The following is a 24,645-nucleotide window of genomic DNA, read 5'->3' on the forward strand; positions in this document are numbered from 1 at the left end:
CGTTGGCACGCGTTCTGCATTGTTACTCAGCTAACAAAATGCCAACCAATGACAGCTTGCTAACATTGAGGCCGCGATGACTGCTAAACCCGAATTGATTGCTCGCATTGAAGCCAGTTTCAACCAGCAAACGCCGAGTGCGAAGCGCATCGCCAGTTGGTTGCTGACGCACAGTGCGCAGATCCCGTTTGAAACGGCAGACAGCATCGCGCAGGCTACGGGTACTACCGGAATTACCGTCGGTCGCTATCTGCGTAAGCTCGGTTATCGCAACCTGGACGACGTTAAGCAAAGCCTGCGGGATGTACCCGCCAGCCCTTATCAGGCCTGGGGAATGAATGAACGTCTTGATGCCTGGCAGCAACAGAATCGGCTGCCGCGCCGCTCGCAGCAGTCGCTGGAACTGGAGCTGGACGCCATCCAGCATGTCTATCAACTGGCGCAAAGCGAGGTGTTTCAGCGCGTGGTGCAGCAACTGACGCACGCCGATGCGGTATTTGTGCTCGGCATCCAATCCACCCGTGGTATCGCTAATGCCTTTTTTAGCCATCTCGAATACCTGCGACCGCGCGTCAGCTATGCCGAGGGGCTTTCGGGCAGTTGGGTGGAATCCCTGAATTCTGGCTTTGAACGCCCCTATGTGGTGATCACCGATACCCGCGCCTACTCCGCCATTGCCCGCCAGTATTGCCGCGTAGCGTGCGAACAACAGGTGCAGTTGGCGTTAATCACCGATATCTGGTGTCCGTGGGCGCGTGACTACCCGCTGGATTTATTACAGGTGAAAACCGATACCGGCCATTTCTGGGATTCGCTGGCACCAATCACCTGCCTGTTTAACCTGCTGTTGTCAGGCGTCGTCGATCAACTGGGTGACAACCTTGCCAACCGTTTGGCGGCGAATCGTCAGTTACAGCAGGAATTTGGTCAATTTGAACGTTAAGGGTTGCTATGTCTGACAATTGTGAACTGGTCGATCTCACTGCGCGTTTCCCGCAATTAACTATCGATCTGAAATACGCCACGGCGGATAACCTGACCGGCCGTCCGATTTATCGCGAAGCGCGCTGCCTGCTGCATCCTGATGCGGTACCGGCGCTGGAAAAAAGTCTCGCTATTGCGGCACTGGCTGGTTTTCAGTTGCGCGTTTACGACGCGTATCGCCCCCGCCAGGCGCAGGCGTTGCTGTGGCAAGCCTGCCCCGACCCGCAATATGTCGCCGATCTTACCCTGGGTTCCAATCACAGCCGGGGCGTCGCCATTGATGTGACCCTGATGGACCTGGACGGACACATCCTTGATATGGGCGCCGGCTTCGATGAGATGCATGAACGTTCCCATCAATATCACCCTTCCGTGCCGGTCGCCGCACAGCGTAATCGCCTGTTGCTCAACGCGATTATGTTTGGCGGCGGCTTTGTTGGCATGAGCAGCGAATGGTGGCACTTCGAGTTGCCCGATGCGCTGCGCTATCCGCTGCTTGACGATCGTTTTTCCTGTTACGACGACACCTTATTTTCCTGTTAACTGGAGCTTTGCGATGAAGACGACACACCTGTTACGTTCGCTGTTACGTCCGGCCCTTTTGACCAGCGCGCTGGCGCTCGCTGTCCCTGGCGTACAGGCGGCGGTGCCGAAAGATATGCTGGTGATCGGCAAAGCCGCCGATCCGCAAACCCTTGACCCGGCGGTCACCATTGATAATAACGACTGGACCGTCACTTACCCGGCTTATCAACGTCTGGTGCGCTATAAAACGGTCGATGGCAAAGGTTCTACCGAAGTGGAAGGGGATCTGGCCGCCAGCTGGCAGGCTTCGGAAGATCAGAAAACCTGGACCTTCAAACTGAAAGATAATGAAAAATTTGACGACGGCAGCGCCGTGACTGCCGATGCGGTAAAAGCCTCATTCGAACGTTTGCTCAAAATCAAACAAGGTCCGGCAGAAGCCTATCCGGCCGATTTGAAAATCGATGTGGTTGACCCGCATACGGTGAAATTCACCCTCAGCCAGCCTTTTGCTCCCTTTCTCTACACCCTGGCGAACGATGGCGCATCGATCATTAATCCGGCGGTGTTGAAGGCACATGCCGCTGACGATGCACGCGGTTATCTGGCAGAACACACCGCCGGTTCCGGCCCCTTTATGCTGAAAAGCTGGCAGAAAGGTCAGCAGCTGGTGCTGGTGCCTAATCCGCATTACGCCGGGGATAAGCCGGCGTTTAAACGCGTGTCGGTGAAGATTATTGGGGAAAGCGCCTCACGCCGTCTGCAACTGTCGCGCGGTGATATCGATATCGCTGATTCGCTACCGATTGACCAACTCACCGCGCTGAAACAGGAAGGTAAAGTCGAGGTGGCGGAATACCCGTCGCTGCGCGTTACTTACCTTTACCTCAACAACAGCAAGGCACCGATGAATCAGGTGGATCTGCGTCGTGCCGTCTCCTGGGCCACCGATTATCAGGGTATGGTGAAAGGCATTCTGAGCGGCTACGGCAAGCAGATGCGCGGGCCGATCCCCGAAGGCATGTGGGGTTATGATGCCTCCGCAATGCAATACAACATGGATGAGGCCAAAGCCAAAGCCGCGCTGGACAAAGTGCCACAAAAACCGGCCAGCCTGACGTTCCTCTACTCAGATAACGATCCCAACTGGGAACCTATCGCCCTTTCCACTCAGGCCAGCCTCAGCAAAATCGGTATCAATGTGAAGCTGGAAAAACTTGCCAACGCCACCATGCGTGAACGCGTCGGTAAAGGCGATTACGACATCGCGATCGGCAACTGGAGCCCGGATTTTGCCGATCCCTACATGTTTATGAATTACTGGTTTGAGTCGGACAAGAAAGGGCTGCCGGGCAACCGTTCCTTCTATGAAAACGCCGACGTCGACAAGCTGCTGAAAAGCGCGCTGGCAACCACCGATCAACAGGCCCGCACCAAAGATTATCAGCAGGCGGAAAAAATCGTCATCGACCAGGCAGCCTACGTTTATCTGTTCCAGAAAAACTATCAGCTGGCGATGAACAAACAGGTCAAAGGCTTTGTGTTTAATCCGATGCTGGAACAGGTGTTCAACATCGCCAACATGAGTAAGTAAGCAACTCAACGTAAGGCGTCGACAACGACGCCTTCAGGGAGCGCCGATGACACTCTGGCAAATTTTACGCCAGCGCTGCTGGGGACTTCTCCTCGTGGTGGCTGGGGTCTGCGTGATCACCTTTATTATCTCGCATCTGATACCGGGCGATCCGGCGCGGATGCTGGCCGGGGATCGCGCCAGCGAGGCGATTGTGCAACATATTCGCCAGCAACTCGGGCTGGACCAGCCGCTATGGGTGCAGTTTGGACGCTATGTGATGGCGTTGTTGCATGGCGATCTGGGCACCTCAATCCGCACCGGGCGACCGGTGCTGGAGGAGATGCGTACCTTTTTCCCCGCGACGCTGGAGCTGGCCTGCTGCGCCCTGCTGTTGGCGTTGTTGATCGGTATCCCGCTCGGCGTGTTGTCGGCCGTGTATCGCAATCGCTGGCTCGACCATCTGGTACGTTTGCTGGCGATCACCGGCATCTCCACCCCGGCCTTCTGGCTCGGGCTGGGGGTGATTGTGCTGTTTTACGGTCATCTGCAACTGTTGCCCGGTGGTGGACGGCTGGATGACTGGCTTGATCCCCCGGCGCGTATCACCGGGTTTTACACCATCGATGCGCTGCTGGCGGGTGACAGCGAGGTGTTTTTCAACGCTTTGCAGCATCTGATTTTACCGTCGCTGACGCTGGCGTTTGTCCATCTCGGCATTGTGGCACGCCAGATACGCGGCGCGATGCTGGAGCAACTCAGCGAAGATTACATTCGTACCGCCCGCGCCAGCGGGTTGCCAAACCGGGTGATTATCCTGCGCTATGCGCTGCCGAATGCGCTGATCCCGTCCGTCACCGTGCTGGGCCTGGCGCTGGGGGATCTGTTGTACGGCGCGGTTCTGACCGAAACGGTTTTTGCCTGGCCGGGGATGGGGGCGTGGGTGGTGGCTTCAATCCAGGCGCTTGATTTCCCGGCAGTGATGGGGTTTGCCGTGGTGGTGTCCTTTGTTTATGTGCTGGTCAATCTGGCGGTGGACCTGATCTACCTGTGGATCGACCCGCGCATCGGTCGCGGAGGTGACGCATGATGATGACGGAAGTCGAACCGCGTACACGCAACCACCACCGCTGGCGGTCCAGCCTGAAACGCACCTTCTGGCTGTTGCGGCAAAGTCCGCTCACCCTGGTGGGCGGCGTGATCATGCTGCTGATGTTGCTGCTGCTGATCCTGTCGCCGTGGCTGGCCCCCTATGATCCCAACGCACTGGACCTCACCGCACGTCTGCAAGCCCCTTCCGCACTGCACTGGTTTGGCACCGATGAAGTGGGCCGTGATCTGTTTAGTCGCGTGCTGGTCGGTAGCCAGCAATCGATGGTGGCGGGTTTGATGGTGGTGGTGATTGCGGGCGGCATCGGCTCACTGCTCGGCTGCTTCTCCGGGGTGATCGGTGGGCGCGGTGATGCATTGATCATGCGGCTGATGGATATCATGCTGTCGATTCCCTCGCTGGTGCTGACGATGGCGCTGGCGGCGGCACTCGGGCCAAGCCTTGTCAACGCCATGCTGGCCATTGCCATCGTGCGTATTCCGTTTTATGTGCGGCTGGCACGCGGCCAGACGCTGATTGTGCGCCAGTTCACCTATGTTCAGGCCGCCCGTACCTTTGGCGCTTCACGCTGGCATCTCATCAGCTGGCATATCCTGCGTAACGCTTTGCCACCGCTGATTGTGCAGGCATCACTGGATATTGGCAGCGCGATTCTGATGGCGGCAACGCTGGGATTCATCGGCCTGGGCGCGCAGCAACCCACGGCCGAATGGGGCGCGATGGTGGCGGTAGGGCGTAATTATGTGCTGGATCAGTGGTGGTACTGCACATTCCCGGGCGGAGCCATTCTGATCACTGCGGTTGGTTTTAACCTGTTTGGCGACGGTCTGCGTGATCTGCTCGACCCGAAAACCGGAGGACAACACTGATGGTGACTCAGGTACTCTCCATGCGCGATGTGCAGTTGAACTTCCCGATCTACCAGGGTGAAGTCCATGCGCTCAATCATGTGTCACTGGAGGTCGGACGCGGCGAGATTGTTGGCGTGGTGGGTGAATCGGGTTCCGGTAAATCGGTCACGGCCATGCTGGCAATGCGCCTGCTGCCAGAGGGACGTTACCGCGTGCCGCAGGGTGAAGTCACGTTGCTCGGAGAAGATGTGCTGCGCGCCAGTGAGAAACAACTGCGACAGTGGCGTGGTTCGCGCGTGGCGATGATCTTTCAGGAGCCGATGACGGCGCTCAATCCGACACGCCGCATCGGGCGGCAAATCGTGGAGGTGATCCGCCATCACCAGGCGCTGACGCGCAAAGCGGCACAGCAAAAAGCCATCGGCCTGCTGGAGGAGATGCAAATTCCCGATGCCGCCCAGGTGATGAAACGTTATCCGTTTGAACTGTCAGGCGGCATGCGCCAGCGCGTGATGATCGCGCTGGCCTTTTCCTGCGATCCCACGCTGATTATCGCCGATGAACCCACCACCGCGCTGGACGTCACGGTTCAACTCCAGGTGTTACGCCTGCTGAAACAGAAAGCCCGCACCAGCGGTACTTCGGTGTTATTTATCAGCCACGACATGGCCGTGGTATCGCAGCTGTGTGATCGTTTATACGTGATGTACGCCGGTAGCGTGATTGAACAGGGGGCCACACAGGATTTGATTCGCCACCCGGTGCATCCCTATACCCAGGGGTTGTTGCAGTGCGCGCCGGAACAACGTGAACCCCGCTCAACGCTACCCGCTATCCCCGGCACCGTGCCAAATCTGGCGCATCTCCCCACCGGGTGCGCTTTCCGTGAACGCTGCTTTGCCGCCGGGCCGCGCTGTAGCGAAACGCCAACACTGCAACCTTGTGGTAGCCAGTCTGCCGCCTGCTGGTATCCGCAACGGGAGAACACTTATGTCTGAGACGCTGTTGGAACTGCGCGATGTGCATGTGAATTTTCCGCTGCGTCGCAACTGGCTGGGCCGCATCACCGAACAGGCCCATGCGCTGAATGGTCTTGATTTACGGCTTAAGCGCGGCGAAACCCTGGGTATTGTGGGCGAATCGGGTTGTGGCAAAAGTACCCTCGCCCAACTGTTGATGGGGATGTTGCAACCGCAGCAGGGCCAGTGCCAACGCGCTGCACCCGCCTCGGGCACCATGCAGATGGTATTCCAGGACCCCTTGTCGTCTCTCGATCCCCGTTTACCGGTGTGGCGCATTATCACGGAACCGGTGTGGATTCAGCAGCGTATGAAGGAGGCGGCGCGTCGCCAGCTCGCCGCTGAACTGGCTCAGTTGGTGGGAATTCGCCCTGAATACCTTGATCGCCTGCCGCATGCCTTCTCCGGTGGTCAGCGCCAGCGTATCGCCATTGCCCGCGCCCTCTCCTCCAACCCGCAGATCATCGTGCTGGATGAACCTACCTCGGCACTGGATATATCGGTACAGGCACAGATCCTCAACCTGCTGGTCACGCTCCAGCAGCAGCGCAATCTGACCTATGTGCTGATTTCGCACAACGTCTCGGTGGTACGACATATGAGCGATCGTGTGGCGGTGATGTATCTCGGGCAGATAGTTGAGCTGGGCAAGGCCGACGACGTCCTGACGCAGCCGCAGCATCCTTATACGCAACTGCTGCTGGCCTCGGTGCCGGACATCCATCAACCGCTGGCAGAACATATCGCGTTACGTAAAACCGATTTGCCGGGCAATCGCGTGTTACCCGGCGGCTGTTATTTTCGCGATCGCTGCCCGCTGGCTGAGGAGGCCTGTGGTACGCCGCAGCAATTACGGGGGGTGGAAGGGGACCGTGCGGTGCGGTGCTGGCAGGTAAATAGCCCGTAACGGTGGGAATCAGAGAGCGACAATCCGCCCTTCCCGCGCACTGATAAACGCGGCATCCAGCACTTCCAGTACGCGAATCGCCTGTTCGGTTGTGACCGGAGGTGCGCTGCCATTTTTCACCGCGGCAGCAAAGGCCTGGTAGTAATCATGGTATGCGCCCTGCGCTGCCGGGATACGTTCATAACCCGCAGCGGTATGCAGCGTGCCCCAGTGTTCTGGCGGTTCAAAGCCCCAGCCAGCACGATCGTTAGCCGGACGTTTACCGGCAAAGATATCGCGCGCCTGGACGTCCGAGCCTTGCGCAACGTAGCTACCGGCCTCGCCATACAGACGCAGTTCACGGCAGGAAAGATAATTGATCTTACTGGAGGAGATGTACGAGTGCGCGCCACTGCTGTGGGTCAGCGTCAGGACAAAACTGGCATCGGTCGCCCCTTCTGGACGATCGACAATATCCAGATGCGCCAGCACCGAGGTGACCGGCCCCATCAGCCACAGCGCCTGATCCACCAGATGGCTACCCATATCACGCAATAAACCGCCGGTTGCGCCCCCTTCCAGGGTATGAGGTTCGTCAAGATCCATACGGTTATGCAAGCGCCACAGCTTGCCAAGCCGTTGTTGTGCAATCAACTGATGCAGGGTCTGCATGTCGGAATCAAAACGTCGGTTATGGTACACACCCAGCACCACCCCTTTCGCCTGTGCCGCTGCGGCCAGCTCGCGTCCGGTTTTGGCGTCTGGCGCGAAGGGTTTATCCGCCACCACGGCAACACCGGCCGCAATCGCCTCCAGCACCAGCTCACGTCGCGTTTGTGGCGGGGTGGTGATGGTGACCATATCCACCCCCGCCGCCAGCAGTTCGGTCAGGCTGGCATAAATCGGCACATCGGGAAAATCAGCCTGCGCCTTTGCTATAGTGGCGGAGGCCCGCGCCACAATCCCTGCCAGCTCCAGCCCCTCAGCGGCGCTAATAAATGGGGCGTGAAAATTCTGCCCGCCAGTGCCATAACCCACTAATCCGACTTTCATACTCCCTCCGTGTGATGACGGGTGATGTACCCTTTGCCAACGATAGCAAAAATCCACTGGCAAACAACACGGAAATTTCACAAAGTGTGATTTCGGAATATTTTTACTGCGCCGCCGGAAAATAATGAACCGGCGTGGGGAAATCGGCAGCGGTTTTTCCCAGCAACCGCTGCGGGCGAAAATCCCGCAATAACGGGCTGGGAGTATCGCTGCCCAGCTCCTCAGCCACCAGGCGGCCAATCAGCGGCGACAGCGTCATCCCGCTGTGCATCACCGCCAGATAGACTCGCTGCTGCGGCGTGACAAAGCCCAGCGCCGGTAACCCATCGGCGGGACGCGCTCGCTGCCCCACCACAATCTGTTCGATGTGCAGCGAACCGGCGTCATCAAACAATTCACGGTAACGCGCCTGCATCTGCTGCGCGATGGCGCTATCAACGGCGGGCGGCGCTGCGGGATCGGCCTGGTCGTCGAGATCCAGCGCCTGTAACAACAGACGCCCACCGCCATCCGGGCGTACATTCAACTGCGGGGTAATCAGGTTGGTGGCGAGCGAGAGCGGCTGCGGCGCAGTGCGCGCCAGGAAACTACAGGCGACTTTATTCGGCTGGCTGGCGTCGGTCATCGCCAATTGCAGGCCAAGATGCTGCATCACTTCCGCTGACCAGCGTCCACTCGCCACCACCAGCCGATCCCCCCGCCACTGCCCGCCATCATCCAGCCTTAGCCTGACCTCCGTTGCACTCTCCTGCACATCGATAACCCGACACTGCTGATGCAGCACCGCACCGGAGCTGCGGGCGTCGGCCCACAGGCGCGCCAGATATAGCGATGGATAGAGAATCGATTCGGAAGGGAAATGCCACAGACTGCCGTTGACAGCGGTAGTGCGTAATTCGGGGACTTCGCGCTGCAACTCATTGAAGGTGACTTCACGCGCCGGATACCCCAAAGCCTGCAACCGCTCCGCTCGCTGTTTCAATGCGTGCTGGTCGCTGTCTGACGCCCATTCCCAGGTCCCACAGGTTTCCAGCCAGCGCAGTCCGTTGGGTTGAGACAGTTGCAGCCTGACATGTTCTTCCATCGCCAGCGCATTGAGCTGATGGTAACTGTCGGGCTGTTTGCCGTTGGAATTGAGCCAGGCAAAGGAGGTACTGCTGGTGCCCGCCCCGAGGTGCTGTTGTTCAAAAAGGGTGATCTGTGCCCCCTGTAAGGCAAGCGCCCGCGCCACCGCCATACCGATGACGCCGCCGCCAATAATTGCGATTTTCTGTGCTGTCATATCTGGCTCCCTGAAAAAAAACTCACCATAGCATGGTCAATCTCAGACAGCGGGAATGAAATTCCCGCCGCGCACGATGATGCAAAGGATATAAGTTTTTCCTCTGGGTCCAGATTAAAAAATTATGCCGGGCTGATAATTTTTCCGGTAGAAAAATATGACAACAAATTCTCCAAAACATTATTTGCCATCTGCTCACGGGTTTCAAACGTGGCGCTGGCAATATGCGGCATCAGAATAACATTCTCCAACTGCCGTAACGCTGGATTAATAACCGGCTCCTGTGGATACACATCCAGTGCCGCCCCTTTAATTACCCCCTGCTGCAATGCCGTAATCAAATCCGCTTCATTGACCACATTGCCACGCGCCACATTAATCAATACCCCGTCAGCACCAAGCGCTTTCAGCACGTTGTGGTCGACAATGTGCTGATTCTCCGCACTGCCCGGCAGGGCCAGCACCAGAAAATCACTGAATGCCGCCAGTTGTTCGAGGTTGTCACAACGGCGATACGGCGTGGTTTTGGCACTGCGCGCGGTATACGCCACCTCCATACCAAAGGCTTCTGCACGACGGGCAATCGCCAGCCCAATCGCACCCAGACCGGCGATCCCCAGCTTTTTGCCACTGACTTTACTGGAAAGCACCGGTCCCTGCGTTTCCCACTGGCCCGAACGGGCAAATTGATCGTATTGCAGCAGCTTACGTGAGAATGCCAGCGTCAAGCCTAATGCCAGATCGGCCACGTCATCGGTAAGAATATTTTTGGTGATACTGACCTGAATCTGACGTGCCTTGGTGGTGCTTAAGTCGATACGGTCGGTGCCCACACCAAAAACCGCAATTGCTTTACAAGCCGGTAATTGTTCCAGCAGGGTATTTTCCACCCCGACATCACCGCGCGTAACAATCGTCTGAATTAATTTCCCCTGGCGCTGAAGAAATAACGCCGGATCGGCATATTCATATAAACGGTGACAGTGGAAATGTTGCGTTAACTTTTCATCCAACTGAGGCATCAACGGTTGAATAATCAGAACTTCAGGTAACGTAATTGACATTTTTCTTTCCGCGTTAACAAATGGATTTAGCGTCAGACTAACGGATAAATTTTATGTTACGGCGAATGGTTACTTATTTCGTCGCAGCGATCACGTTGGTCCTGCCGCGTAGCGACACGTTTTATCGCGCGTCTTTTTGGTCGGGTGCATGAGATTGCGCGATAAATCGCGCCGCTACACCATGTGGTGACCTGGCCGTATCGTGCCACCCCAACCCAGAGTCACGGGACAAATCGCTTCGCTTATCTGGCGAACTCTCCCCCGGCAGACTACGGTTAAAAAAACCACAAAGATCTCACCACTTTTGGAAGACGTTATGATCGTCCGTGTCGATACCGCTGTGAACCCACAAAGTGAATTACCTCAGTTGCAACAGCGGCTGCAAATCCACCTTGAACAATTGCTGCCGTGCGGGCAGCAGGCGGATCAGGTGCGCGCGGCAATGCGGGCAGGCACCCTGGCGCCGGGCAAACGCATTCGCCCCCTGCTGCTGTTGCTGGCGGCGCACGATATGGGTTGTGACAGCCGACAACCGGGCCTGCTTGACCTGGCGTGTGCGGTGGAGATGGTCCACGCGGCGTCGCTGATCCTTGATGATATTCCTTCAATGGACAACGCGCAGATGCGTCGAGGTCGCCCCACCGTGCACTGCGAGTTCGGTGAAAACGTCGCGATTCTCGCCGCCATTGCCCTGGTGAGCCGCGCTTTTGAGGTGATTGCCGTGGCCCCGGGCCTGGCGGCACAGCGTAAATCTGACGCCATCGCCGAGCTTTCTGCGGCGGTCGGTTTACAGGGTTTGGTTCAGGGGCAGTTTCAGGACCTGCATGATGGCGCGCACGCCCGCAGCGCAGAAGCGATTGAGCTAACCAATGAGCTCAAAACCAGCGTGCTGTTCCGCGCCACGCTGCAAATGGCCGCGATCGCCGCCAATGCGCCCCCGACGGTAAGGCAAAATCTCCGCTCCTTTGCGCAGGATTTGGGTCTGGCGTTTCAACTGCTCGACGATCTGACCGATGGCGATAAATACACCGGAAAAGATCGCCATCAGGATCAGGGTAAATCCACGCTGGTGGCGATGTTGGGGGCGGAGGGTGCTGAACGCCGCCTGCGAGACCATCTGCGGAGTGCGGATGCCCATCTGGCCTGCGCCTGCCATCGCGGTATGGCTACCCGCCAATATATGCACGCGTTGTTTAACCAACAGTTGGCGAGGCGCAACTGATTGCCGTTAAACAACCACTATGACGTGATTCTGGTGGGCGCCGGGCTGGCAAACGGCCTGATAGCCCTGCGGTTACGTCAACAACATCCCACGCTGCAATGCCTGCTACTGGAGAGCAGCCCACAGGCTGACAGCAATCATACCTGGTCATTTCATCAGGGGGATTTGCATGCCGGGCAGCACCGTTGGATCGCGCCCCTGGTCAGCGCACGCTGGTCTGGTTATCAGGTGCGCTTCCCGGCGCTACAACGTCACTTGCCAGGTGACTACTTTTCCATCTCATCGGCCCACTTTGCCCGTCAACTGATTGCCGCGCTGGGGGATAATTTGCGTACCGGTTGCGCGGTACACCATCTCACCCCCACCAGCGTGACGCTGGCTGATGGCCGCCAGTTACAGGCCAGAGCGGTGATTGATGGGCGCGGCGTGCGTTACTCGCCCTATGTGCGTCTCGGCTATCAGGTTTTTGTCGGTCAGGAGTGGCAACTGGCAAAACCGCATGGCCTGACGCAACCGCTGCTGATGGATGCCACCGTGCCGCAGCAACAGGGATACCGCTTTGTCTATACCCTGCCGCTCAGCGCGGATCGCGTGCTGATTGAAGATACGCACTACATCGATACCCCGCTGCTGGATGATAGCGAAACGCGCAAACATATCGCCGGTTACGCCCAGCAACAAGGCTGGCGTCTGAGCCTGCTGATGCGCGAAGAGCGTGGCGCATTGCCCATCACCCTGAGCGGCGACATCGATGCTTTCTGGCAACAACAACGCGGCCAGCCGTGCAGCGGTCTGCGCGCCGGTTTGTTTCACGCCACCACCGGTTATTCTCTGCCAACCGCACTCAGGCTGGCTGAGCTCATCGTCGCGATGCTGCCCTGCGATGCCAGCACCCTCAGCCAGCATATCGAGGCTTTCGCCCGCCGCCACTGGCGCGAACAGCGTTTTTTTCGGCTGCTGAATCGCATGCTGTTTCTCGCCGCCCGCCCGGAACAGCGTTGGCGTGTGATGCAACGTTTTTACCAGCTTGATGCGGATTTGATCGCCCGCTTTTATGCCGGTCAACTCACCCTGACTGACAAAGCCCGCATTATGTGCGGTAAACCGCCGGTCCCGCCGGGTGCCGCGCTGCGCGCGTTACTGACGACACACACAGGGAAGCAACCATGAATCGGACTTTTGTTATTGGCGCAGGCTTTGGCGGTCTCGCCCTCGCTATTCGCTTGCAGGCCGCGGGCATTGCCACCACCGTACTGGAACAGCACGACAAACCCGGCGGGCGCGCTTATGTCTGGCAGGATCAGGGGTTTACCTTTGATGCCGGACCAACGGTCATTACCGACCCCAGCGCCATCGAGGCGCTGTTTACCCTGGCGGGGAAATCCCTGCACGATTATGTCGAGTTGATGCCGGTGACGCCCTTTTATCGCCTGTGCTGGGAAGATGGACGCAGGCTGGATTACGATAACCATCCGCAGCGTCTGGAGCAGCAGATAGCCACCTTTAACCCGCAAGATGTTGCCGGTTATCGCCAGTTTCTCGCTTATTCACGCGAGGTGTTTAACGAGGGATATCTCAAGCTGGGCAGCGTGCCCTTTCTGTCGTGGCGCGATATGGTACGCGCCGGGCCGCAACTGGGGCGGTTGCAGGCATGGCGCAGCGTTTACAGCATGGTGGCGAAGTTTATTCAGGATGACCACTTGCGTCAGGCCTTCTCTTTTCACTCTTTGTTAGTGGGTGGTAATCCCTTTGCCACATCCTCGATCTATACCTTAATCCATGCGCTGGAGCGTGAATGGGGCGTGTGGTTTCCGCGTGGTGGTACCGGCGCGCTGGTCAATGGCATGGTGAAGTTATTGCAGGATTTGGGCGGCGAGGTGTTGCTGAATGCCGAAGTACAACGGCTCGATATCACCGGCGATCGTATCAGCGGCGTGCAGTTGACCGATGGTCGGCGTTTTCATGCGCAGGCCGTCGCCTCGAATGCCGACGTCGTCCATACCTATAATTGTTTACTGGCACATCATCCAGCCGTCGCAAAGCGCGCCGCAGCGCTGAAACGCAAACGAATGAGTAACTCGTTGTTTGTGATCTATTTCGGGCTGAACCAGCCGCATCCACAGCTTGCGCATCACACCGTCTGCTTTGGTCCGCGCTACCGTCAGTTGATTGATGAGATTTTCAACAGCGGCCAGCTGGCGGAAGATTTTTCGCTTTATCTGCATGCGCCCAGCAATAGCGATCCGAGCCTGGCACCACCGGGCTGCGCCAGCTTTTATGTGCTGACCCCGGTGCCACATCTTGGCACCGCAGATATTGACTGGCGGCGAGAGGGACCACGCCTGCGTGACCGCATTTTTGCTTATCTGGAGACGCATTACATGCCGGGTTTACGTTCCCAGCTGGTGACGGAGCGGATGTTCACCCCGTTTGATTTTCGCGACAGGCTGCATGCCCACCACGGCTCGGCTTTTTCGCTGGAACCGATTCTGACGCAAAGCGCGTGGTTCCGGCCACATAATCGCGACGATGTGATTCGCAATCTTTATCTGGTCGGTGCAGGCACCCACCCTGGCGCAGGCGTGCCTGGCGTGATCGGTTCCGCCAAAGCCACTGCACAACTGATGCTGGAGGATATTGCAGGATGAGTATGCCGTTAATGGAACATGCCAGCCAAACTATGGCGGTTGGTTCTAAGAGTTTTGCCACCGCTGCCAAACTGTTTGATGCCTCAACGCGACGCAGCACGCTGATGCTGTATGCCTGGTGTCGCCACTGCGATGACGTCATTGATGGACAGACGTTAGGCGCATCCGCCGTGCAGCAGCCGCGCGATGATGCACAGGCGCGCATGGCGCATCTGGAGCTGGAAACGCGTCGAGCTTACAGCGGGGCCGCTATGGAAGAACCGGCCTTTGCCGCCTTTCAGGAGGTGGCGCTGATGCACCGGATTCCACCGCAACTGGCATTTGACCACCTCGCAGGTTTTGCTATGGATGTGCACCAGCAGCGCTATCTGCGCTTTGAGGATACCCTGCGCTATTGCTATCACGTTGCCGGGGTTGTGGGGTTGATGATGGCCCGTGTGATGGGGGTACGTGACGAACGCGTACTGGATCACGCCTGTGATTTGGGGCTGGCATTTCAGCTCACCAACATCGCCCGTGATATCGTGGAGGACGCGCACCAGGGACGCTGTTATTTGCCGGAAGAGTGGCTGCATCCGCTGGGTCTGCACGCTGCGAATCTGGCGGAAACGCAGCACCGTGCTGCGCTCGCCACCCTGGCTGCACGGCTGGTGGCAGAGGCGGAACCCTATTATCAGTCAGCACATGCCGGGTTACCGGGTTTATCGCTGCGGTCGGCATGGGCCATCGCCACTGCGCATGGCGTGTATCGTGAGATTGGCGTCAAAGTCCAGCAGGCCGGCTCACTCGCCTGGGACAAACGCCAGCGTACCAGCAAGGGAGAAAAACTGGGCTTACTGCTAAAAGGGGCAGGCCTGGCACTCAGTTCACGCTTAACGCGCCCGGCGCAACGGCCCGAAGGGCTGTGGCAACGTCCGTAGTAACGCGATTTATCGCGGCGGTTTTTGTCGCTGGCGCAGCGCCTGCTGCAACTTCGGCAACGGTGGCGCATACAGAAAACCAAACGACACACAACCTTCCTTGCCGCGCACCGCATGATGCATGCGATGCGCCATATACAAACGTTTCAGATAACCACGACGTGGAATGTATTTAAACGGCCAGCGTTGATGCACCAGGCCATCATGCACCATAAAATACAGCACGCCATACAGGCTCACGCCCGCACCGACCCATTGCAACGGCCACAGCCCATTGACGCCGAGGTAAATCATCACCACCGCCATCAGCGCAAAAATCACCGCGTAGAGATCATTGAGTTCGAAACCGCCATCGTGGGGTTCATGATGCGACAGATGCCAACCCCATCCCCAGCCATGCATGATGTATTTATGCGCCAGGGCTGCGACGACTTCCATCAGCACCACGGAGAAAAGCAGGATCAGGGTATTGACTAACCACATCATGGTTCCTCCTTTTTACAGGTCAACCTTTCTCAGCCAGGCCGCAACCCGCGCAGCGAGTTGTTGCGGTTTTTCCAATGGGATCATATGTCCGCTCTCCTCAATCAACTCGACACCGCTGCCGGTCAGTTGCGCGAGTTCCAGCGCTTCCTGATAAGAACGTAATTGATCCTGTTGAGCAGCAATAATAGCAACCGGACAAGGAATCGGGTGCTGCGTAATATGATCGCGGATAAGTCCGGGGGATCAGCACCACAGGTAATTTCATCGCCCACTTTCCCCCTTCGCCAGCATGGATTTCAACAGGACAACCACCTCATTTTGCTGCTGCTCCCCAAGGCGTGAAAGGAAAAAGGTATCAACCTGCTCGGCGATGGGACGCGCTTCCTGCAACACACGTTTGCCTTCAGTGGTGAGAAAAATAAACCGCCGACGCCTGTCAGTGGTGCCCTGCTGTCGTTCAATCAGGTTTTTTTTCTCCATACGCACCAGCAACTCCGCCAGCGTCGCCTTGGTGCTTAAGGCCGCTTCGGTAAGGTCGAGCTGCTCAATCCCCGGTTCCGCTTCGACCGCACACAACACCGCGTATTGCTGTTTGGTGAGTTCCGGCAACGATTTCTGCCATAGCGCAGTATGGTCCTGAAGCAGCTCGCGCATCAGGTGAAAGAAGACATTGCCCAACTCTTTTTGCATGAGGTTCGCCTGACGTTAAGAAGAAGATCGCTAAGCGTTTGATTGTAATGCAGCAACAACAATTCGCGCCAACAACCTCTGCATCAATCGTTGCAATCATAAAATTCGTACACGAACTTTTTTCGTGCTCACCCCTTGCGCATCCTTGAACGTGGCGTTATTTTAATTTTAACGTTCGTATACGAACAATATGTTTGAGGGTCGAGATGAAACTGATAATCGGAATGACCGGTGCCACCGGTGCACCTTTAGGCGTGGCGCTGCTCCAGACGTTACAAACCATCAAAGAGGTGGAAACCCATCTGGTAATGAGCAAATGGGCCAAAACCACCATTGAACTGGAGACGCGTTACAGCGCGCGCGAAGTCGCTGCTATGGCCGATGTGGTACACAACCCAGCGGATCAGGCTGCGTCCATCTCCTCCGGCTCTTTTCACACCGATGGGATGATCATTATCCCGTGCAGCATGAAAACCCTGGCCGGTATCCGCGCGGGTTACGCCGAAGGTTTAGTCGGACGTGCGGCTGACGTGGTGCTGAAAGAAGGACGCAAACTGGTGTTGGTGCCACGCGAAACCCCACTCAGTACCCTCCACCTCGAAAATATGCTGGCCCTGTCCCGCATGGGCGTGGCGATGGTGCCGCCCATGCCCGCCTGGTACAACCATCCCGCCACTATAGATGACGTCACCAACCACATCGTAGCTCGCGTGCTTGATCAATTCGGCATCGCTTCACCCAAAGCCCGGCGCTGGCAAGGCTTAAGCGAAGCAACTTCACAACATGTTCTGCAAAAGGAGAGTTAAGAATGGCCTTTGATGACCTGCGTAGTTTTCTACATGCCCTGGATGAACAGGGTCAGCTACTCAATATCGATGAAGAAGTCCAGGCAGAACCGGATATCGCCGCCGCTGCCAACGCTACCGGGCGTATCGGCGAAGGTGCCCCCGCCATCTCCTTCACTAAAATTAAGGGTTTTAACCACGCACATGTGGTGATGAATACCATCGGTTCATGGCAAAACCACGCCATTTCCCTCGGACTTCCGGCAAATACGCCGGTGAAACAGCAAATTGATGAATTTATTCGACGCTGGGATAACTTCCCGGTTGCTCCTGAACGTCGGGAAAATGCCCCCTGGTCAGAAAACACCGTGGATGGCGACGCGATTAACCTGTTCGACATTTTGCCCCTGTTTCGCCTGAACGACGGCGATGGCGGATTCTATCTTGATAAAGCCTGCGTCGTGTCACGCGACCCGCTCGATCCTGACCATTTTGGTAAACAGAACGTCGGCATTTACCGTATGGAGGTCAAAGGCAAACGCAAACTGGGTTTGCAACCGGTGCCGATGCATGACATTGCGCTGCATCTGCATAAAGCCGAGGAGCGCGGTGAGGATTTGCCGATCGCGATTACCCTCGGAAACGATCCCATCATCACGTTGATGGGTGCCACGCCGCTGCGCTACGACCAATCTGAATACGAGATGGCGGGCGCACTACGAGAAAGCCCCTATCCTATCGCCACCGCCCCGCTAACCGGCTTCGACGTACCCTGGGGTTCTGAAGTGATCCTCGAGGGGGTGATTGAAGGGCGCAAACGCGAAATCGAAGGCCCGTTTGGCGAATTTACCGGCCACTACTCCGGCGGTCGTAATATGACGGTGGTCCGTATCGACAAGGTTTCATACCGTACAAAACCGATTTTCGAATCGCTGTATCTCGGCATGCCGTGGACCGAAATCGATTATCTGATGGGGCCTGCCACCTGCGTACCACTTTACCAACAGCTGAAAGCCGATTTCCCGGAAGTGCAGGCGGTCAATGCCATGTATACCCACGGCCTGCTCGCCATTATCTCAACGAAAAAACGTTACGGCGGTTTTGCCCGTGCGGTCGGGTTGCGCGCAATGACCACGCCACACGGCCTCGGCTACGTAAAAATGGTGATTATGGTCGATGAAGACGTCGATCCCTTCAACCTGCCGCAGGTGATGTGGGCGCTGTCATCAAAAGTGAACCCAGCCGGTGACCTGGTGCAACTCCCCAACATGTCAGTACTGGAACTGGACCCCGGCTCCAGCCCGGCGGGGATCACCGACAAACTGATTATTGATGCCACCACCCCGGTCGCCCCGGATACTCGTGGTCACTACAGCCAGCCGGTAAAAGATTTGCCAGAAACCGGTGCATGGGTAGAGAAACTGACCGCCTTACTGGCCAACCGTAAATAAGGAGATAAAGATGATCTGTCCACGTTGTGCCGAAGAACATATTGAAATCATGGCGACCTCACCGGTGAAAGGGGTCTGGACGGTATTCCAGTGCCAGCACTGCCTCTACACCTGGCGTGATACTGAACCGGCCCGCCGCACGCAACGCGAGCATTACCCGGAGGCATTTCGGATGACGCAAAGCGATATCGATAATGCGCCGGAAGTGCCGAGTATTCCGCCGTTGTTGGCAAAATAAACGCAGTAAACGGCGGGTGACGACTCGCCGTATCTTGACGGCGGAATTGCCTCTGACTTGGCTGGCTATTTGCAATTTACCTGGTGACGGTTGGCAATTTACTTGAGCATCCACAACTAAATCTGATCGTACACTCGAAGGAGAAAAAGTTTCATCTGAACGTCTGCTGTGTGCCAAAAGCGGAAGTTGCTAATAACATTTTGAGTGGATTACGGGAAGCAGGTCAAATGTCTAGCAGGCAAGCCTCCTCTGAATCATTTGCTTCTCTGCGGCGCTCAAACAAGAGCGCTTTCCATTTGTTCGGCCAGTTTAATTGCAGGCAGGGATAGTGTTCTGTTGCGTAGCTGACCTAGCATAATCCTGAGCGGACTCGTCTCTCTCTCAGCAAGTTTTTTTACTTTGAGCGTCGGTTCTGTTTGCGGTACCCCTGCAGCAATCTGAAAGGTTAACGCTGATTCCTTAAGGATATAGCTGAAAAGAAACTCAAGGGAACTGGATTCCACACCTGTCCTGGGCGTGAGCCCCTGCGCCGCCAGCGCTTCATTCAGGTTTGAACGGATCGCCAGAAAATTGAGGGGTAATGCAAACAAATAATCACAGCATTCCCTCAGGCGTAAAGGACTGTCCCGACCAGCAAGTGGATGTGATGAACTCATTACCGCACAAAGGTGCTGGTGTGATGTCAGAAGCTCTTGGATCTCAGGTGATGGCGGCGGGTTGAGCAGCAGAGCAAGGTCGGCTTCGTAATCAATCAGTGACGCAATGCCATGAATATGGTCTCGCACAAGAACATTGACGGTGACATCGGGGTATTTTTTCCGAAACGCTGCTACCTGTTCGGGAACAAAATTACCCGCAAATGCCTGGCTGCAGACAAGATTGATATGCCCCCGCTTCAGGTTTGACAGATCGGCTATCTGCGAGCGGAAAAGATCATAATCAGCCAGCTGAAAATTGATGTGTCGTAGCAACAGCTCGCCAGCGGGGTTCAGCCGAACTCCCTGGGATATCCTTTCAAAAATCGCGATACCGATCTCATCTTCGAAATCCAGAACCTTTCTGGTCAGAGCTGAAGGCGTGATATTCAGCTGCTCAGCAGCCTTCCGGATTGAGCCGACCTCAGAAATAACTTTAATTGTTTTAAGTATTTGTATGTGTTTCATGATTAATCCCCCCGTTTTGTGTTGCATTTTATGCACCACCCATAGACGCATCAAGCAGTAGATGGCAACACAACCTTAACTTAAGCTAAACCCTCAAATCGGCAGGGATGCACCTGCAAAAAGGATTTTGAGCAGGGAAGTTCAGCAATTTTTACGGAAGTTATGGCGGTAACTTTTGTGCGGTAGCCATGCTGAGAGCCGAAGGTGAATGAAAGAAAATCTCAGCACCTGTTTTCCTAGGGCTCGGTCTTAGACAACTGAGTATCAGTTGTTGTCAATATTCATCTCTAAAACAGGCACTCTCGATTACTGAATACGCTCCAACAAACTTTCCGCTGAGGCTGAATACGACATTTTAATATGTAACCTTCACTAGAGAACCGTATTCCTATGAGCAATTACATTGATAAAGACTCCTCTTCTATACCAAAAAAATCAAAACGGCTGCAAATAGGTCTCGCTTGGCAGATTGGCATCGGCCTGATTACTGGCGTAGCTATCGGTCTGATTCTAAATACGCACCCGGAATTTCGCGACGCAGTAATAAGAGATTATCTGCAACCTGCCGGCGATCTTTTTATCAGGATGATAAAGATGGTCGTTATACCTATCGTGTTTACCAGTATGGTCGTGGGCATAGCGGGCGTTGGCGATGGTAAATCGTTTGGAAGGATCGGTATCAAAACCATCATCTACTTTGAAGTCATAACAACGCTGGCCATTATCATAGGATTACTGTTTGGCAACCTGCTAACCCCCGGTGCCGGTACGGACATCAGTAAACTTGGTGCTGCTGACATGTCCAGGGTGAACCATATCGCGGATGCCAGCGGTGGAGGCCACAGCTTTATGCACACCCTGCTGGGCCTGGTCCCGGACAATATCGTTTCATCAATGGTAAATGCACAATTGCTGCCGGTTATCTTCTTCGCCGTACTGTTTGGCATCGGACTGCAGAAAACGCCGGTCGAGCTGAGAACACCGGTTCTGGGCACCCTGAAGGGGATTTCTGATGCCATGTTCAAGGTGACGGCAATGGTGATGCACTACGCTCCTGTGGGTGTTGCTGCTCTGATAGCCGTCACCGTAGCAAACTTTGGATTTAACTCTCTGGTTCCTTTGCTGAAGCTGGTTGGCGTTACGTATTTAGCGATTATTTTCTTTACGATCGTGGTACTGGGAACCACAGCAAAAATATTCGGCATCAATATTTTCAACCTGCTGAAAGTTATTAAGACAGAACTGCTGATTGCCTTCACCACCTGCAGCTCGGCCACCGTGCTTCCACAGATTATGGAAAAAGTCGAAAAGCTGGGCACGCCCCGGGGCATCGCCACCTTTGTGGTTCCGACTGGTTATGTTTTTAATCTGGACGGGGCATCAATCTACCTTGGTATAGGCACGCTTTTTGTCGCTCAGCTGTATGGCATCCACCTTGGCCTTGAACAACAGATCATCCTCGTCCTGACGATGGTAGTAACCAGTAAAGGTGCGGCGGGTGTACCCGGGTTTATGTTCGTCATTCTTCTGGCGACTTTAACGAGCGCTGGACTGCCAATTGAGGGACTGGCGCTCATTGCCGGCATCGATCGAGTCATGGATATGGGCAGGACAGCATTGAACGTTGTCGGAAACGCGCTTGCCCCCTTAATAATCGCTAAATGGGAAGGAGAGCATGACAGGGAAATGGAAACAGCCTACCTGAGTAAATTGTCTTCTACCAAAATCAGTAAAATCTAAGATCCGAGGCCAATATGAAGTTAGATCAAATCGAACTCGCGCTGTCTGTATACCCGCGGGCCCGTATCGGGTTCTACCCGACCCCCTTCCATAAGCTGGAAAACCTTTCCCGACAGTATGGCGTTAACCTCTTTATGAAACGCGAGGATATGGCCGGTCCTGCTTCGCTCAGTGGAAGCAAAGTTCGTGTGGCTGAGTTTGTCATCGGTGATGCCCTTGAAAAGGGGATCGACACCATCATCACGCAGGGTGCCTTCCTGACGAACTCGGGCATGCAGTTCGCTATGGCATGCCGTAAGGTGGGAATTACACCCATTCTGTTTCTCACGCGCGATGAGCCACGACACGGGGTGCTTGAAGAGTATCGCGGGAACCTCTTACTCGACAGGTTGATGGATGTCGAAACGCATTACCTGAAGGCACCGGGCAGTGCCTATATCAACACGCCAGAGGATAAGCAGCGGGTTCTTAATGCCATGCTCGCACGCAAAGAAGAGCTTGAGTCTGAAGGATGCAACGTCATGATTGTTCCAACCGGCGGAGCCTTACCCAGTGGGTTTGTCGGCCACATGTTGACGTTTAAAGAGATTGTTGAGCAGTCTGAGTCAGCAGGCGTCTCCGTGGATTACATATACCACACCACCGGCACAGGCACCGCGCTCCCAGGAATGCTGGCGGCAAAACTGCTGACCGGAAGCCCTATAAAATTCAGGTCAATTTCTATTTCGAACTACAGTCCTGAATATTGGATCAACGAAAACATCATTGCAGAACGCGTTGAAGCCATAATCGCAGGTCTGGGGCAAAAGGTGCCTGCGCGTGAGGAGATTCTCAGCGAAATCAACGTTGACAGAGGTTTCATTGGTGAAAATTATGCGGTTCCCACCAGTGAGAGCCTGGCTGCAATCAAAGAGCTTGCCAGTAACGAAGGCGTTTTCCTGGGGCCGGTATATTCGGGTAAGGGGTTTGCGGGCATGCTGGACCATCTTCGTTCCGGCCAGATTGAGGCAGGCAGTAACGTTGTCTTCCTTCATACAGGCGACACGGCCAATCTTTTTGAGGTCAATGGCGTAACCGGCTTTACCACTCCACTCTGACGCCTCATCACAGCTGCTGGTTGGGCTATGCCCTACTGGCATTCATTTTTCAGAACATAACAAACCCGGATAAATTCCGGTGCGCCTGTGTGCGCGACTAAAAGGTATTAATGGATGAACGAAACAGACAGCCGCCCACTTTCAGCCATGACGGAAGCTGCGGATGAACAAAAGCATATCAGCCCGGGCATGACCCTCATTATGGCTCTCGCCTGCGGAATGTCCGTTGCGAATATTTATTATAACCAGCCTATTCTCGGGATCATTGAACAATCTTTCCCGGGGCAGGGTTCGCTGACTAGCCTGGTTGCGACAGCTACGCAGCTTGGATACGCACTGGGGCTGCTGATGCTCGTTCCTCTCGGTGACAGAATCGACCGCCGCCGCTTGATTCTGATCCAGACCATTGCATTGGGCCTCTCTCTCGCCGGCATGGCCACAGCTCAGAGTGCCTGGACCCTGCTAATGGTTTCCGCCTGCGTGGGCATAACCGCAAGTGTTGCTCAGCAAATCCTGCCATTTGCAGCAGAACTGGCTTCCCCTGCCCGCAGAGGGTCAACGATTGGTGTCGTCATGAGTGGCTTGCTTTGTGGCATTCTGCTGAGCCGCGTACTGTCAGGTTATGTCGGGGAACACTACGGCTGGCGTGCCATGTTCTGGCTTGGCCTTGCTTTGGCGGGTCTGATGGGCGTCTTACTTGCCTCAACACTTCCGGGTTGCCCGCCCAAGACCAATGCAAGCTACGGAGCGCTTCTGAAATCACTCGCAGTGATTTGGCGTGAAGAGCCTTTATTAAGACGAGCCACCTGTATTCAGGCCTGCGTGTTTGGTTCATTCAGCGCCCTTTGGACTACCCTTGCCTATCATCTGGATTCTGACTATCAACTCAGTGCTGAAGTTGCTGGCCTGTTTGGAATAGTCGGTGCCGCCGGCGTTGTGTTTGCACCGATAGCGGGCAGGATCGCCGATAAAAAAGGTCCACATTTTGTGATAGGAATGGCCACGATCATAATAATTGCTTCATGGTTCATCATGGGGATCTGGTCTGCTATGGCAGGAATGATAGTCGGCGTAATCCTTCTGGATTTTGGGGCTCAGAGTGCCCAGGTATCTAACCAGCATGTCATTCAGGCGCTGAGATCTGAAGTGCGGAGTAGACTGAACGCCCTGCTGATGGGCGGAATGTTTATCGGAGGTGCTTTAGGTTCTGCCGGTTCAAGTCTGGCATGGCAGTATGGAAAGTGGGATGCCGTCAGCGTTTTTGCAGCCATTCTTGCCCTTCTGGCGTGTGCTGTTCATACGAGACCAAGAGTCGTATGAAAATAGTAATCTGAAAACTTTCAGGAGGCGGGGGCCCCTTCAGCAGGGGTCTTTTTTACTGAAACATACTTTCTCTATCGAGATTCAGTCAGTTTATTTTGTTAACTCAAAGTCACAATCGGTAGATTTAACGATTAACGGAAAATTTAACCATCCTCTTCGCCTACTACATAAGGTTTTACAATCAGGCATACCTTAAAAAGCAGGTACTATTATTGAAGATACAGTAGAGATACGTGGCGGGGATTACGCTTCCATTTATCACTCATGTTTTCAAACACACCCCCGTAAAATAATTACACATTGGCTTAAATGAGATTATGAAAAATTACAGATTGACCCTGATTGCCTTAATTTTATGTTTGCTTACGGGATGTGATCAGCGCAACGTTACCTGGTATGACAATCATCCCGATGTTCGTGATGAAACAAGGCACCGCTGTGCAAAAATGTCTGACGAAAGGCGCAAGCAGGATTACGAGTGCATGTCCGCTGGTGTTTCCGCTACTAAAGTACAAAGCTGATACGCTCCTCAGC

The 24,645-nt window shown here is 55.3% G+C and carries 25 protein-coding genes; 18 read left to right on the forward strand and 7 right to left on the reverse strand.

All coding sequences use genetic code 11. From position 1 onward, the window contains the following. Window positions 1-76 precede the first annotated feature (76 nt). The 7 genes from AC6I8R_RS23065 to AC6I8R_RS23095 are packed head-to-tail and all read left to right on the forward strand — an operon-like array spanning window position 77 to window position 6,970. Complete coding sequence (locus AC6I8R_RS23065; protein ID WP_415175604.1) at window positions 77-943, forward strand: MurR/RpiR family transcriptional regulator; 867 nt, start codon at window positions 77-79, stop codon at window positions 941-943. An 8-nt stretch (window positions 944-951) separates the two neighbouring features. After that, window positions 952-1,527: a D-alanyl-D-alanine dipeptidase gene (gene ddpX / locus AC6I8R_RS23070; RefSeq protein WP_497833009.1), complete on the forward strand. Its 576-nt coding sequence runs from the start codon at window positions 952-954 to the stop codon at window positions 1,525-1,527. 13 nt (window positions 1,528-1,540) lie between these two features. Continuing rightward, window positions 1,541-3,103, forward strand: coding sequence for an ABC transporter substrate-binding protein (locus AC6I8R_RS23075; protein WP_497833010.1), 1,563 nt, complete (start codon window positions 1,541-1,543; stop codon window positions 3,101-3,103). A gap of 46 nt (window positions 3,104-3,149) precedes the next feature. Beyond that, the gene (locus tag AC6I8R_RS23080) at window positions 3,150-4,172 is read left to right on the forward strand and encodes an ABC transporter permease (protein ID WP_208726173.1); all 1,023 of its coding nucleotides are present in this window, start codon (window positions 3,150-3,152) and stop codon (window positions 4,170-4,172) included. Next, window positions 4,169-5,062, forward strand: coding sequence for a D,D-dipeptide ABC transporter permease (gene ddpC / locus AC6I8R_RS23085; RefSeq protein WP_497833011.1), 894 nt, complete (start codon window positions 4,169-4,171; stop codon window positions 5,060-5,062). The genes AC6I8R_RS23080 and ddpC overlap by 4 nt, the downstream gene beginning before the upstream one ends. Further along, window positions 5,062-6,042, forward strand: a complete 981-nt coding sequence (locus AC6I8R_RS23090) for an ABC transporter ATP-binding protein (protein ID WP_497833012.1) — start codon at window positions 5,062-5,064, stop codon at window positions 6,040-6,042. The genes ddpC and AC6I8R_RS23090 overlap by 1 nt, the downstream gene beginning before the upstream one ends. After that, window positions 6,035-6,970 (forward strand): oligopeptide/dipeptide ABC transporter ATP-binding protein, encoded by a 936-nt coding sequence (locus AC6I8R_RS23095; protein WP_497833013.1) that lies wholly within the window; start codon window positions 6,035-6,037, stop codon window positions 6,968-6,970. Before AC6I8R_RS23090 ends, AC6I8R_RS23095 begins: the two co-directional genes overlap by 8 nt. 9 nt (window positions 6,971-6,979) lie before the next feature. Here the strand turns inward: AC6I8R_RS23095 and AC6I8R_RS23100 are convergent, their stop codons facing one another. From AC6I8R_RS23100 to AC6I8R_RS23110, 3 genes are all read right to left on the reverse strand, one after another. Beyond that, a complete protein-coding gene (locus AC6I8R_RS23100) occupies window positions 6,980-8,002 on the reverse strand; it encodes a Gfo/Idh/MocA family protein (protein ID WP_497833014.1) in 1,023 nt (340 codons plus the stop codon). Between the two features lie 103 nt (window positions 8,003-8,105). Further along, entirely contained in the window at window positions 8,106-9,284 is a 1,179-nt protein-coding gene (locus AC6I8R_RS23105; RefSeq protein WP_497833015.1) for an NAD(P)/FAD-dependent oxidoreductase, read from the reverse strand. A 122-nt stretch (window positions 9,285-9,406) separates the two neighbouring features. Next, a complete protein-coding gene (locus tag AC6I8R_RS23110; RefSeq protein WP_497833016.1) occupies window positions 9,407-10,348 on the reverse strand; it encodes a 2-hydroxyacid dehydrogenase in 942 nt (313 codons plus the stop codon). 316 nt (window positions 10,349-10,664) lie between these two features. On the opposite strand from AC6I8R_RS23110, the gene AC6I8R_RS23115 reads away from it, so the two are divergent. Genes AC6I8R_RS23115 through crtB form a run of 4 tightly spaced genes read left to right on the forward strand, consistent with a single transcriptional unit; the run spans window position 10,665 to window position 15,138 of the window. Then, window positions 10,665-11,570, forward strand: coding sequence for a polyprenyl synthetase family protein (locus AC6I8R_RS23115; RefSeq protein WP_415175613.1), 906 nt, complete (start codon window positions 10,665-10,667; stop codon window positions 11,568-11,570). Continuing rightward, on the forward strand, window positions 11,571-12,740 hold the full coding sequence (gene crtY / locus AC6I8R_RS23120; RefSeq protein WP_497833017.1) for a lycopene beta-cyclase CrtY: 1,170 nt from the start codon (window positions 11,571-11,573) through the stop codon (window positions 12,738-12,740). Beyond that, window positions 12,737-14,218, forward strand: a complete 1,482-nt coding sequence (locus AC6I8R_RS23125) for a phytoene desaturase (RefSeq protein WP_497833018.1) — start codon at window positions 12,737-12,739, stop codon at window positions 14,216-14,218. The genes crtY and AC6I8R_RS23125 overlap by 4 nt, the downstream gene beginning before the upstream one ends. Further along, window positions 14,215-15,138, forward strand: coding sequence for a 15-cis-phytoene synthase CrtB (crtB, locus tag AC6I8R_RS23130; RefSeq protein ID WP_415175616.1), 924 nt, complete (start codon window positions 14,215-14,217; stop codon window positions 15,136-15,138). Before AC6I8R_RS23125 ends, crtB begins: the two co-directional genes overlap by 4 nt. A 9-nt stretch (window positions 15,139-15,147) precedes the next feature. Here crtB and AC6I8R_RS23135 read toward each other — a convergent pair whose 3' ends face one another. From AC6I8R_RS23135 to AC6I8R_RS23145, 3 genes are read right to left on the reverse strand one after another with little or no spacing between them, the layout of a single operon-like run. Next, entirely contained in the window at window positions 15,148-15,624 is a 477-nt protein-coding gene (locus AC6I8R_RS23135) for a sterol desaturase family protein (protein ID WP_415175617.1), read from the reverse strand. A gap of 12 nt (window positions 15,625-15,636) precedes the next feature. Further along, on the reverse strand, window positions 15,637-15,855 hold the full coding sequence (locus AC6I8R_RS23140; protein ID WP_415175630.1) for an alpha/beta fold hydrolase: 219 nt from the start codon (window positions 15,853-15,855) through the stop codon (window positions 15,637-15,639). Window positions 15,856-15,885: 30 nt separating this feature from the next. Next, a complete protein-coding gene (locus tag AC6I8R_RS23145) occupies window positions 15,886-16,314 on the reverse strand; it encodes a MarR family winged helix-turn-helix transcriptional regulator (RefSeq protein WP_415175618.1) in 429 nt (142 codons plus the stop codon). A 206-nt stretch (window positions 16,315-16,520) separates the two neighbouring features. Here AC6I8R_RS23145 and AC6I8R_RS23150 point away from each other — a divergent pair, with 206 nt between their 5' ends. Genes AC6I8R_RS23150 through AC6I8R_RS23160 form a run of 3 tightly spaced genes read left to right on the forward strand, consistent with a single transcriptional unit; the run spans window position 16,521 to window position 18,788 of the window. After that, window positions 16,521-17,120, forward strand: coding sequence for a non-oxidative hydroxyarylic acid decarboxylases subunit B (locus tag AC6I8R_RS23150; RefSeq protein WP_208726146.1), 600 nt, complete (start codon window positions 16,521-16,523; stop codon window positions 17,118-17,120). Between the two features lie 2 nt (window positions 17,121-17,122). Next, on the forward strand, window positions 17,123-18,550 hold the full coding sequence (locus AC6I8R_RS23155) for a non-oxidative hydroxyarylic acid decarboxylases subunit C (RefSeq protein WP_497833019.1): 1,428 nt from the start codon (window positions 17,123-17,125) through the stop codon (window positions 18,548-18,550). 10 nt (window positions 18,551-18,560) lie between these two features. Next, window positions 18,561-18,788: a non-oxidative hydroxyarylic acid decarboxylases subunit D gene (locus AC6I8R_RS23160; protein ID WP_415175620.1), complete on the forward strand. Its 228-nt coding sequence runs from the start codon at window positions 18,561-18,563 to the stop codon at window positions 18,786-18,788. 275 nt (window positions 18,789-19,063) lie between these two features. Here AC6I8R_RS23160 and AC6I8R_RS23165 read toward each other — a convergent pair whose 3' ends face one another. Continuing rightward, a complete protein-coding gene (locus tag AC6I8R_RS23165) occupies window positions 19,064-19,951 on the reverse strand; it encodes a LysR family transcriptional regulator (RefSeq protein WP_497833020.1) in 888 nt (295 codons plus the stop codon). A gap of 390 nt (window positions 19,952-20,341) precedes the next feature. On the opposite strand from AC6I8R_RS23165, the gene AC6I8R_RS23170 reads away from it, so the two are divergent. The 4 genes from AC6I8R_RS23170 (at window position 20,342) to AC6I8R_RS23185 (ending at window position 24,632) form a co-directional block, all read left to right on the forward strand. Beyond that, window positions 20,342-21,691: a cation:dicarboxylate symporter family transporter gene (locus AC6I8R_RS23170; protein WP_497833021.1), complete on the forward strand. Its 1,350-nt coding sequence runs from the start codon at window positions 20,342-20,344 to the stop codon at window positions 21,689-21,691. A 14-nt stretch (window positions 21,692-21,705) separates the two neighbouring features. Continuing rightward, window positions 21,706-22,788 carry a 1-aminocyclopropane-1-carboxylate deaminase/D-cysteine desulfhydrase gene (locus tag AC6I8R_RS23175; protein WP_415174802.1) on the forward strand — a complete coding sequence of 361 codons (1,083 nt, stop codon included), beginning with the start codon at window positions 21,706-21,708 and terminating at the stop codon, window positions 22,786-22,788. A 114-nt stretch (window positions 22,789-22,902) separates the two neighbouring features. Beyond that, on the forward strand, window positions 22,903-24,108 hold the full coding sequence (locus tag AC6I8R_RS23180) for an MFS transporter (protein ID WP_497833022.1): 1,206 nt from the start codon (window positions 22,903-22,905) through the stop codon (window positions 24,106-24,108). A gap of 320 nt (window positions 24,109-24,428) precedes the next feature. Further along, a complete protein-coding gene (locus AC6I8R_RS23185; RefSeq protein WP_497833023.1) occupies window positions 24,429-24,632 on the forward strand; it encodes an EexN family lipoprotein in 204 nt (67 codons plus the stop codon). Window positions 24,633-24,645 lie beyond the last annotated feature (13 nt).

The sequence above is a fragment of the Pantoea sp. X-Soil-OKNW-713 genome (assembly GCF_059730685.1).

Bases quoted from the DNA above. Each gene is read 5' to 3' on its own strand.
- AC6I8R_RS23065 (WP_415175604.1), top strand. From the start codon at position 77: ATGACTGCTAAACCCGAATTGATTGCTCGCATTGAAGCCAGTTTCAAC.
- ddpX (WP_497833009.1), top strand. From the start codon at position 952: ATGTCTGACAATTGTGAACTGGTCGATCTCACTGCGCGTTTCCCGCAA.
- AC6I8R_RS23075 (WP_497833010.1), top strand. From the start codon at position 1,541: ATGAAGACGACACACCTGTTACGTTCGCTGTTACGTCCGGCCCTTTTG.
- AC6I8R_RS23080 (WP_208726173.1), top strand. From the start codon at position 3,150: ATGACACTCTGGCAAATTTTACGCCAGCGCTGCTGGGGACTTCTCCTC.
- ddpC (WP_497833011.1), top strand. From the start codon at position 4,169: ATGATGATGACGGAAGTCGAACCGCGTACACGCAACCACCACCGCTGG.
- AC6I8R_RS23090 (WP_497833012.1), top strand. From the start codon at position 5,062: ATGGTGACTCAGGTACTCTCCATGCGCGATGTGCAGTTGAACTTCCCG.
- AC6I8R_RS23095 (WP_497833013.1), top strand. From the start codon at position 6,035: ATGTCTGAGACGCTGTTGGAACTGCGCGATGTGCATGTGAATTTTCCG.
- AC6I8R_RS23100 (WP_497833014.1), bottom strand. From the start codon at position 8,002: ATGAAAGTCGGATTAGTGGGTTATGGCACTGGCGGGCAGAATTTTCAC.
- AC6I8R_RS23105 (WP_497833015.1), bottom strand. From the start codon at position 9,284: ATGACAGCACAGAAAATCGCAATTATTGGCGGCGGCGTCATCGGTATG.
- AC6I8R_RS23110 (WP_497833016.1), bottom strand. From the start codon at position 10,348: ATGTCAATTACGTTACCTGAAGTTCTGATTATTCAACCGTTGATGCCT.
- AC6I8R_RS23115 (WP_415175613.1), top strand. From the start codon at position 10,665: ATGATCGTCCGTGTCGATACCGCTGTGAACCCACAAAGTGAATTACCT.
- AC6I8R_RS23125 (WP_497833018.1), top strand. From the start codon at position 12,737: ATGAATCGGACTTTTGTTATTGGCGCAGGCTTTGGCGGTCTCGCCCTC.
- crtB (WP_415175616.1), top strand. From the start codon at position 14,215: ATGAGTATGCCGTTAATGGAACATGCCAGCCAAACTATGGCGGTTGGT.
- AC6I8R_RS23135 (WP_415175617.1), bottom strand. From the start codon at position 15,624: ATGATGTGGTTAGTCAATACCCTGATCCTGCTTTTCTCCGTGGTGCTG.
- AC6I8R_RS23145 (WP_415175618.1), bottom strand. From the start codon at position 16,314: ATGCAAAAAGAGTTGGGCAATGTCTTCTTTCACCTGATGCGCGAGCTG.
- AC6I8R_RS23150 (WP_208726146.1), top strand. From the start codon at position 16,521: ATGAAACTGATAATCGGAATGACCGGTGCCACCGGTGCACCTTTAGGC.
- AC6I8R_RS23155 (WP_497833019.1), top strand. From the start codon at position 17,123: ATGGCCTTTGATGACCTGCGTAGTTTTCTACATGCCCTGGATGAACAG.
- AC6I8R_RS23160 (WP_415175620.1), top strand. From the start codon at position 18,561: ATGATCTGTCCACGTTGTGCCGAAGAACATATTGAAATCATGGCGACC.
- AC6I8R_RS23165 (WP_497833020.1), bottom strand. From the start codon at position 19,951: ATGAAACACATACAAATACTTAAAACAATTAAAGTTATTTCTGAGGTC.
- AC6I8R_RS23170 (WP_497833021.1), top strand. From the start codon at position 20,342: ATGAGCAATTACATTGATAAAGACTCCTCTTCTATACCAAAAAAATCA.
- AC6I8R_RS23175 (WP_415174802.1), top strand. From the start codon at position 21,706: ATGAAGTTAGATCAAATCGAACTCGCGCTGTCTGTATACCCGCGGGCC.
- AC6I8R_RS23180 (WP_497833022.1), top strand. From the start codon at position 22,903: ATGAACGAAACAGACAGCCGCCCACTTTCAGCCATGACGGAAGCTGCG.
- AC6I8R_RS23185 (WP_497833023.1), top strand. From the start codon at position 24,429: ATGAAAAATTACAGATTGACCCTGATTGCCTTAATTTTATGTTTGCTT.